The following is a 1536-nucleotide window of genomic DNA, read 5'->3' as shown; positions in this document are numbered from 1 at the left end:
AACGACAGCATCCCGTCAAGCATCGGATTCATGACAGCTCCTTTCACCACACCAGCAGTTACGGAAAAGCGCCTCATGCCTTTCCCGGATGAGTCTGCAATCATGTCCCGGGATCCGCATCAACGTCGCACTGCCACGCTGTTCGTGGAAAGCTGGCCCGCCCCGGCGCCAGACAGTCCTGAGATGCCGCCTCTAGCCTATCCCGCCCCACACGTGATTGCCTGTTCCAATGCATCCGTCCTGCTGGACCTCCATCGCGGCGATATCGACATGGTCGTCTGGGGCCGCGTGGTTCCAGATGTCTGGCACAAAGCGTTGGCAGAAGCTCCTTCCTCCCAGACCGTCTTCGACATGTCCGGCACCCCCGATGAACTCGCCGACGCCCTTGCGTCCAGAGCGGTGATAAAGGCGTTCCCGCCTCTTGTTCTCAGTGATGTTGCCGAATTATTGAGCCTGTTTTCCGCGGTCACACAGGATTGTCCTCAGCGTCTCAGACTGACGACAGAATCCCTTGATGACACTGGCTTTGAAGCGGTGCCGGGAGCGCTCAGACTTGTCTGTTGCTATGGCTCGGCCAGTGCCGAGTGGTGCAGTTACCCCGATCCAAACGCGGGCATGACCAGCACGCTGGACTCTTTCTCAGTGGCGTTCATCAAGGGTTCTGACGGTCAGGATGCCGGCTGTCTGCATCGTATCTGTCACGCGGGTCACGACACTACTGCGCCCGGGATCCATCTCATCATCGATACAGTCAGAGGATGAAGAATATGGAAACATCTTCTCGTCGTTTCTGTTCTTTACCATCCCGGCAATGTGGATCTTCAGACCGCACGACGTCGGTCCGGGACGACGTCCTGACCGTTCTGACAAACGCCAGACTTCCACTTTCCGCCTACGACATACTCCGGTGCATTGACAGCCCGGACGGGCGCACGCTGGCTCCTCCAACCATTTACCGTGCACTGAGTAAACTTATGGCCGAAGGCCTCGTCGCCCGTCTGGAAAGCCGGAATGCGTTTGTGCACATCAGAGCGAAAAATCCCTCTCGTCTGGTTTTTTGTATCTGCGAGCAATGCGGTATCGCCCAATCGGTGGAAAACGAGGCCTCCTCCCGTCTGATCGACAAAAATGCCGACAGTCTTGGATTTCAGGTCAGGCGACGGATCATTGAGTTGCAGGGACTTTGCTCTGATTGCCAGTCCTGTCCTGCAACGCCCGTCCGTTCGACCACGCAATCCCTTCCTCCGCAGGCCATCAAATGAGTTCCTGCCATCTCTCCGCTCTTTTTCGTCAAGGGTCTTCAATGACATCGTCTGCGTCCCTCCACCGTCCTGCCCAAAAAGAGCCAGGCGAAGTCCTGGCCTGCCGGATCAATGGTGTTCTTCATGACCGTTCGTCCAGCATAGCCGATGACATTCGGTCCCAATCTGTGTACCGGCACGATGCAGATGCGCTACCCCTCATCCGCCATGACGCGGCGCATATTCTGGCTCAGGCGATCAGCGAACTGTTTCCGGGCACTCTGTTTGCGACCGG

Annotated in this window: 2 protein-coding genes and 1 pseudogene; all 3 read left to right on the top strand. The window is 57.2% G+C overall.

The annotated features are described in order from the left end of the window. Positions 1–762, top strand: a 762-nt coding sequence (locus HK23_RS13960; protein ID WP_218777718.1) for a DUF1826 domain-containing protein, incomplete at its 5' end; no start/stop codon positions are given. Continuing rightward, a complete protein-coding gene (locus tag HK23_RS13955) occupies positions 759–1262 on the top strand; it encodes a Fur family transcriptional regulator (protein ID WP_306300697.1) in 504 nt (167 codons plus the stop codon). The genes HK23_RS13960 and HK23_RS13955, both read left to right, overlap by 4 nt. Before the next feature lie 41 nt (positions 1263–1303). Then, positions 1304–1536: pseudogene (locus HK23_RS14675) on the top strand (threonine--tRNA ligase); the annotation flags it as partial.

Source organism: Acetobacter malorum (assembly GCF_002153605.1).
In the GTDB taxonomy this organism is placed as follows: Bacteria; Pseudomonadota; Alphaproteobacteria; order Acetobacterales; family Acetobacteraceae; genus Acetobacter; species Acetobacter malorum_A.
Note: the sequence above shows the minus strand (reverse complement) of the source record. Positions and strands in the feature narration are given on the sequence as shown.